Annotated in this window: 6 protein-coding genes; 3 read left to right on the top strand and 3 right to left on the bottom strand. The window is 74.5% G+C overall.

The window, feature by feature from the left end:
• The 3 genes from ACW0Q9_RS27105 to ACW0Q9_RS27095 all read right to left on the bottom strand — a co-directional run.
• A partial coding sequence (locus tag ACW0Q9_RS27105; protein WP_456186034.1) for a carboxymuconolactone decarboxylase family protein occupies nt 1-396 on the bottom strand: 396 nt, incomplete at its 3' end.
• 58 nt (nt 397-454) lie between these two features.
• Nucleotides 455-1,027 (bottom strand): hypothetical protein, encoded by a 573-nt coding sequence (locus ACW0Q9_RS27100; RefSeq protein ID WP_456186033.1) that lies wholly within the window; start codon nt 1,025-1,027, stop codon nt 455-457.
• A 57-nt stretch (nt 1,028-1,084) separates the two neighbouring features.
• Nucleotides 1,085-2,017: an ABC transporter ATP-binding protein gene (locus tag ACW0Q9_RS27095; protein WP_456186031.1), complete on the bottom strand. Its 933-nt coding sequence runs from the start codon at nt 2,015-2,017 to the stop codon at nt 1,085-1,087.
• A gap of 417 nt (nt 2,018-2,434) precedes the next feature.
• On the opposite strand from ACW0Q9_RS27095, the gene ACW0Q9_RS27090 reads away from it, so the two are divergent.
• The 3 genes from ACW0Q9_RS27090 to ACW0Q9_RS27080 all read left to right on the top strand — a co-directional run.
• On the top strand, nt 2,435-4,555 hold the full coding sequence (locus ACW0Q9_RS27090) for a TRAP transporter permease (protein WP_456186029.1): 2,121 nt from the start codon (nt 2,435-2,437) through the stop codon (nt 4,553-4,555).
• Complete coding sequence (locus tag ACW0Q9_RS27085; protein ID WP_456186027.1) at nt 4,552-5,571, top strand: TAXI family TRAP transporter solute-binding subunit; 1,020 nt, start codon at nt 4,552-4,554, stop codon at nt 5,569-5,571. Before ACW0Q9_RS27090 ends, ACW0Q9_RS27085 begins: the two co-directional genes overlap by 4 nt.
• A gap of 64 nt (nt 5,572-5,635) precedes the next feature.
• Nucleotides 5,636-7,663, top strand: a 2,028-nt coding sequence (locus tag ACW0Q9_RS27080; RefSeq protein ID WP_456186025.1) for a sensor histidine kinase, incomplete at its 3' end; no start/stop codon positions are given.

Genomic DNA, 7,663 nt, shown 5'->3' with positions numbered 1-7,663 from the left:
AGGGACGGGGAGCAGGTTGCGCTCCGCGAAGACCTTCTTGGCGACGAGGGTGGCGTTGACCGCCCGCGGCACGCCGCAGTAGACGACTGCCTGCAGCAGCGCCTCGACGATCTCGGAGGGTGTCAGGCCGGCGTTGAGCGCGCCGTTGACGTGCACCTCGAGCTGGGCCTCGGCGCCGCCGAGGCCGGTGAGGATGCCGAGGGTCAGCAGTTCCCGGTCACGGCGCGCCAGTTCGGGCCGGACGTAGAGGTCTCCGTAGGACCAGGCGACGGACCGGTAGCTGAGCTCGGGTGAGACGTCGGCGAGGGCGTCCAGAAGTCGCTGCGCGGCGCCTTCGTCGGCCTGCCGCAGCGCCTCCAGACCTCGCTCGTACTGTTCGTCTCCGTTCACGGCCATGGTCATGCCCTACCTCTGAGCAGTCGTCCGGTCGGCTGGGCCAGCGCCCGGCCCGCGGTTACCCGCGGCCGTGCCGGACAAACGACTCATCTTCGGCAGGGCGCGCCAGACGCGTGCGGAAGAGGGCGAGCAGCGCGTAGGCCAGGAGCAGGGTGCCCGCGCCGGTGCCGACGACCAGGCCGGCCGGGACCGCCGAGACGAGGTCGACGACCAGGCCCGCGACGGCGACCAGCGTGACGGCCACCCCGAGCGGCACCAGCAGCCGGTCGCGCAGCACCGGGGCCAGCGGCACGAAGTGGACGCCGACCACGGCGCAGATGAGCACCGGAATGTGGCCGGTCAGGCCCGCGGCGGCCAGCAGTAGAGCACCCACCAGCGCGACGCCGAACTCGGCGGCGACGATGAGCCCGTACCGGCGGTCGGCGCCGCGGTCGCGCGGGCCGGCCGATCCGCGCCCGGCCCGGGCCACGAGCACGGCGCCGACGACCGCGGCGAGCAGCGCGCCGACGCTGCCCACCACCAGCAGCACCCGCAACGGCGGATCGGCGCGCGGGACGCTGAACCAGACGGCGGCGAACACGCCGAGGTAGAGCGCCGTGAGCCCGGCCTGACGCCGCGGCAGACCCACCATGTCGGAGACCCCCGTCAACCACCCGGCCGCCGGGGTGACGGACCGGGACCCGTCACCCTAGTCGATCAAGGTGCGGCCGGTGAGGTGGAGGAAGACGTCCTCCAGGCCGCTGCGCCGGACCAGGACGCCGGCCGGCACGAGGCCGCGCGCGGTCACCTCGGCCACCGCGGCGTCGCCGTCGGCCACGTAGAGCAGGATGCGGTCCGGCAGCACCTCGACCCGCTCCCCCAGCCCGCCGAGCTTGCCGGCGAACGCCTCCTGCGACTCGGCCGCGAAGCGCAGCTCGACCACCTCGCGGGTGGAGTGCTGCGCGATCAGCGACCGGGGCGAGCCCTCGGCGACGATCCGGCCGCCGTCCATGACCACCAGCCGGTCGCAGAGCTGCTCCGCCTCGTCCATGTAGTGCGTGGTGAGGACCAGCGTGACGCCCTGCTGCTTGAGCCGGAACAGCCGCTCCCAGACCAGGTGCCGGGCCTGCGGATCGAGCCCGGTGGTGGGTTCGTCGAGCAGCACGATCTCGGGGTTGTTGACCAGCGCGCGGGCGATGGTCAGCCGCCGCTTCATGCCGCCGGAGAGCGGCTCCACCTTGCTCTCGGCCCGCTCGGTGAGCTGGACGAAGTCGAGCAGCTCGGCGGCCCGCTCGCGGGCCAGCCGACGCGGGATGCCGAAGTAGCGCGCGTAGGTGGTGAGGTTCTCCCGGACGGTCAGCTCCGGGTCGAGGCTGTCGAGCTGCGGGCAGACCCCCAGCCGGGCCCGGATCGCCGGGCCGTCGCGGACCGGGTCAAGGCCGAGGATGCGCAGCTCGCCACCGGAGGGCGGCGAGATGCAGCCGATCATGCGCATGGTGGAGGACTTGCCGGCGCCGTTGGGGCCCAGGAAGCCGAACGCCTCGCCGGGACGCACCTCGACGTCGATGCCGTCGACGGCGGTGAAGTCGCCGAACCGCTTCACCAGCCCCCGCGCCTGGATGAGTGGTTGCCCGCTGGTCACCGGCCGACCCTAACCGCCCGGTCCGACAGGCTCGACCGGTTAACCGGGCCGGGTGGACGGACACGGGGTGTGACCCCCACTACGGAAGGTGATCATCGGCGGGCCCGCCGCCGATGCCCGCCAAACGGATCTAATCCGCCATAGTGGACGGATCATCACCCGGCTCGGCTCGGGCGCCGGAAATTGTTGCGGGTTTTCGCGCGACAATTGTGAAATCCGCTCAAGATCGGCGTGCGGTGAGTGATTGGCTCTTCACTCCGGTCACTCCACGCAATCACGTCGGGCAATGTTCCCATGATGTAGACGATTCGCGTATCGTCCCCCTTCGTGCCGCCCGTTCGCCCGTCCGACGCGATTCCCCCGACGCCGCGGTCCGCCGCGGCGCAATCCCCGGCGTCCGATGTGGACGCCGCTCCGGTGCCGCTCCCGCCCGACGAGGGCGCGACCACCGATCCGGCGTGGGCCGACGACGGGCCGGTGGAAACGCACCACGACACACGGAAACTGGCGGCCCGGTTCGAGGAGGAGAAGCCGGGACGGGTGCTGTCCGGACCGGTCGGACTGCTGTTCACCGGCGGCGCCGTCGCGGTCGCCCTGCTCGCCCTCTGGCAGGTGTTCCTCCCGCTTCCGCAGGGCAGCAAGTACTACCTCATCATTTTCCTCGCCGGCGTGCTGCCGATGGTGTTCCTGGCGTACCCCTCGGGTTTGCGGCTGCGCCGGCGGGCGGCGGACGAGCCGGCGCGGCGGCCCGGCCCCAGCCCGGCCGACTGGCTGCTCGCCGCCGCCGCGCTGCTGGCCTGCCTCTATCCGGTGCTGCCGGTGGCGCTCGGCACGGGCGGCGGCGGCTACGACGCGTTCCTCGACCGGCAGGGCCTGCTCGTGCCGCTGGACGTGGTGCTGGGCACCGTGCTGCTGCTCCTGCTGCTGGAGGCGTGCCGGCGCACCACCGGCTGGATCCTTCCCGCCGTCTGCCTGCTCTTCCTCGGCTACGGCTACTACGGCGGCCTGCTGCCGCAGGGCTGGCCGGTGGCCCACGCCGGGCTCGACTTCGCGCAGCTGGTCGACGCCTTCTACAACTCCGACAGCGGCTTCTACGGCACCCCGCTGGACGTGGCCGCCTCGTACATCGTGCTGTTCACCATCTACGGCGCGGCGCTGGACCTCTCCGGCGCCGGCCGGTTCTTCGTCGAACTCTCCGCCGCCGCGTTCCGCCGCTCCCGCACCGCCGCCGGGCGCACCGCCGTCGCCTCCGGTTTCCTGCTCGGCACGGTCTCCGGCTCGGGTGCCGCCACCACGGTCAGCATCGGGGCGGTGACCTGGCCGATCCTGCGCCGCGCCGGCTACCCGGCCGAGCGGGCCGGCGGGATGCTCGCCGCCGCGGGCGTCGGCGCGATCCTCTCCCCGCCCACGCTGGGCGCGGCGGCCTTCATCATCGCCGAGTACCTGGGCGTGTCGTACCTCCAGGTGCTCGGCTGGGCCACCGTGCCGACGATCCTCTACTACCTGGGCATCCTGCTCTCCGTCGAGATCGACGCCCGGCGCTCCGGGGTCCGCCCGGTGGTCCTCGACACCGGCTCGGCCGGGCGGCTGCTGCTCCGCTTCGGCTACCACTTCCTCTCGCTCATCGTGATCATCGTGGTGCTCGCCATGGGTTTCTCGGCCACCCGGGCCGTGGTGATCGCCACGGTGCTGGCCGCCGCGCTCTCCTTCCTGGACCGCCGGCACCGGCTCACCCCCGCCCGGCTGGTCGAGGCGCTCAGCGGCGGCGTACGCGGGGTGCTCGCGGTCAGCGCGGTCTGCGCCGCGGCCGGCATCATCACCGCCACCACCACCAAGACCGGCCTCGGCCCGCAGGCCGCCGCGCTGCTGGTCGGCGGGGCGCAGGCGGTCAGCTCCGAGCCCGCCGTGGTGCTGGCCCTCACCGCGCTGCTCGCCGCGGTCGCCCTCACCCTGCTCGGACTGGCCGTGCCGGTCACCGCGTCCTTCGTGATCGGCTGGGTGATCATCGGCCCGGCGCTGCTGCACCTCGGCGTCGCCGCCCCCGCCACGGCCATGTTCGTCTTCTACTTCGCGGTGCTGTCCGAGGTCTCCCCGCCGACCGCGCTCGCCGCGGTGGCCGCCGCCGCGGTCACCGGCGGCCGGCTGGTGCCGACCATGTGGCAGACCCTGCGGTACGCGCTGCCCGCGTACCTCATCCCGATCGCCTTCGTGATCACGCCGACCGGCCTCGGCCTGCTCGGCATCGGCGGGATCGGTCGGATCACGGTGGCCGCGGTCGTCTCCGCGCTCGGCGTCACCGTGCTGGCCGTGGCGGCGGGCGGCTGGCTGCCCGGCGTCGGTCCGGCCGGCGCGCCGGAGCGGATCCTCGGCGCGGTCGCCGGGCTCGTGCTGCTCTGGCTGGAACCCCTGCCCGTCGCGGTCGGCGCGGTGCTCGCCGCGCTGGCCGTCGCGGGCGTGCTCGTCCGACGTGGCTCCGCCGGTCGCGCCGGCGGCCCGTCGGTCCCTGAATTGGTGGACCACCGGGAGGAGAGAGAGTGAGACGGATCGACGTGCGGATCGCCGCGGGCGTCGGGGCGCTGGCCCTGGTCGCGGCCGGCGCCGCCGGATGCGGGGGCCGTCAGGACGGCGCGGCGACGGACGACGCCGCCCGCGAGGTCACCTGCGAGGTCACCAAGGACACCCGGGTCGGCATCGCCACCGGCAACGCCACCGGCGTCTACTACCCGGTCGGCAACGCGCTGGCCGGCCAGCTCGCCGCGACCACCGGGGGCAGACTCACCGGCACCGCGGCCGAGACCGGCGCCTCGGTGCAGAACGTCGAGCAGCTCGTGGCGGGCCAGTACGACGTGGCGTTCTCCCTTTTCGACACCGCGGTCAACGCGGTGCAGGGCAAGGGCAGCTTCAGCTCCCCGCAGCCGGTCAAGGCGCTGGCCCGGATCTACGACAACTACACCCAGGTGGTCGTCCGGGCCGACTCGGGGATCACCTCGGTCGCCGGCATGAAGGGGAAGAAGATCTCCACCGGCTCACCCAAGTCCGGCACCGAGGTCATCGCGAACCGCCTGCTCACCGCAGCCGGGCTGGACCCGGCCAAGGACGTCCAGGCGCAGCGGCTCGACCTGACCAAGACCGTCGACGGGATGAAGGACGGCAGCATCGACGGCTTCTTCTGGTCCGGCGGCGTGCCCACCGGCGGGGTGACCGACCTGTTCACCACGGCCGGCGACAAGGTGACGTTCCTCGACATCAGCCCGCTGCTGCCGAAGATGGCCGAGCTGAACCCGGCGTACCAGGCCGGCACCATCGGCCGGGACAGCTACCGGACGGCCGCCGACGTGCCCACCATCGTGGTGCCGAACGTGCTGCTGGTCCGGGACAACCTCGACGCCGACGTGGCCTGCGTGATCACGAAGACGGTCTTCGAGAAGAAGGACGTCCTCGCCCAGGCCAATCCGGCGGCCAAGGGCATCGACCTGGCCAACGCCCGCAAGACCGACCCGGTGGGGCTGCACCGCGGGGCGGACCGGGCACTGAAGGACCTCGGCGCGAGCTGACCCGACGTGCCGGGCCCGGACGTCCGTCCGGGCCCGGCCCTCCGACATCGACCGGGAGACCCCCGTGCCGCTGCCCCACCCCGCCCGCGTACGCCGGCACCACCGGCCCGCGGACCGCGCCGGGCGCCTCCGCTCGGTCCGGGTCCAACTGCTCGCGCCGATCCTGGTGGCCACGGTCGGCCTGGTGGTGCTCGGCGCCGCCCAGACCGACGCCGCGCTCGACGCCTCCGCCGACGCCGACCGGGCCCGCGTGCTCGCCGGCACCGCCACCGCCACCGTGCGGCTGGTGCACGAGCTGGAACGCGAACTGGGCGAGACGGCCGCGCTGCGCCAGCGCGGTGGCACCGCCGGCCGCCCGCTGGTCGACGCGCAGCGGCGCCGGGTGGACGCCGCGCTCGCCCGGTACCGCGCCGCCAGCCGTGACGCCCGGAACGCCGCCCCGGACCTGACCCCGGTGCTGGACGACGCGGACGGCCGGCTCGGCCAACTCGCACCGACCCGGGGCCTGGCCCTGGGCGGGGACCGCGGCGACCCGGCGTACGGGACGCTTGTCGAGTCGTTGCTCGCCGTCGCCGACGCGCTGCCCGCCCAGCTGCGCGACGCCGACCTGGCCAACGAGGCACGGGAGGTGGCCGCGGTGGCCGCCCAGGAGCACCTCTCGGCCCTGGAACGCGACCTGCTGCGCGGGGTGTTCGTGCGGGGCGCGCTGGTCCCGGGCGACCTGGTCCGGCTCGGCCGGCTCCGGGGCGCCCGGGAGCAGCGCGAGGCCGAGTTCCTCCGGATCGCCGCCGGCCCGGCCACCTCCGCCTGGCACCGGCTGGTCGGCGGCGCCGACGTGGAGACGGCCCGGCGGATGCGCGACGGCGTGCTGGACACCGACGGCGGCCCGGAGTCGCTGAAGACCGACGGCGACGCCTGGTACGTGGCGCAGAGCGGCGCCATCCGCCGCTACAACCTGCTCGGCCGGGAACTCTCCGACGGGCTGGACCGGGACGCCGCCGCGCTGGCCGGCACCGCCCGGCAACGGGCCCTGCTCACCGCCGGCGCGACAAGCACGGTGGCGCTCGGCTCGCTGCTCACCGCCGTGCTGCTGGCGGTCCGGACCAGCCGGCGGCTCCGGCGGCTGCGGTTCGCGGCACTGACCATGGCGAACCGGGAGCTGCCGGAGCGGATCACCGCGATCGCCGCGGGTGAGGGCGCGCCGGCCGAGGGCACCGCCACCCGGCTGACCGACGGGATCCGCCGGGGCCGGGACGAGGTGGCCCAGGTCGCCGAGGCGTTCGACACGGTCAACCGGGCCGCGCTGCGGCTCGCCGGCGAGCAGGCCGAGCTGCGGCTGGACGTGACCCGGATGGCCGAGGCGCTGGCCCGGCGGATCCGTACGCTCATCACCCGCCAGCTCCGCCTGCTCGACGAGTTCGAACGCGAGGAGACCGACCCCGACGCGCTGGCCCGGCTCTTCGCCCTGGACCACCTGGCCGCCCGGCTGCGCCGCAACGGGGAGAACCTGCTGGTCCTCGCCGGTGGCGAGCCCGGCCGGGGGCACGAGGGCGCGCTGCTCCTCGACGACGTGGTGCGGGCGGCGGCCTCCGAGATCGAGGACTACCCGCGGGTGGAGATCGACGTGCCGACCGCCGCCGTGCACGGCGCGGCGGCCGGCAACCTGGTGCACCTGCTGGCCGAGCTGCTGGAGAACGCCACCGTCTACTCCCCACCGGACGCCCGGGTGCTGGTCGACGGGCGGCGCACCGTGGACGGGCTCACCCTGCGGGTGCACGACCAGGGCATCGGCATCAGCGAGACCCGGCTGGCCACCATCAACGAGCGGCTCGCCGCGCCGGCCACGCTGTCCAGTGCCGCGGCCGGCAGCATGGGCCTGCACGTGGTGTCCCACCTGGCCGCCCGGCACGGCATCCGGGTGCACCTGCACCACACCGCGAGCGGCACGGTCGCCCAGGTCGAGGTGCCCGAGGCGGTGCTGACCCGGGTCGAGTCGGTGAGCCGCCGGCCGGCCGCCGAACACCGCCCGGCGACCGGCCGCGGCGCGCCCTGGTTCCGCCCCAGGTCCACCGGCCCGGCGTCCCGGCGACCG

The organism is Micromonospora sp. I033 (assembly GCF_053890995.1).
The sequence above is the reverse complement of the archived record's forward strand: the minus strand, read 5'-3'. Positions and strand labels throughout refer to the sequence as shown.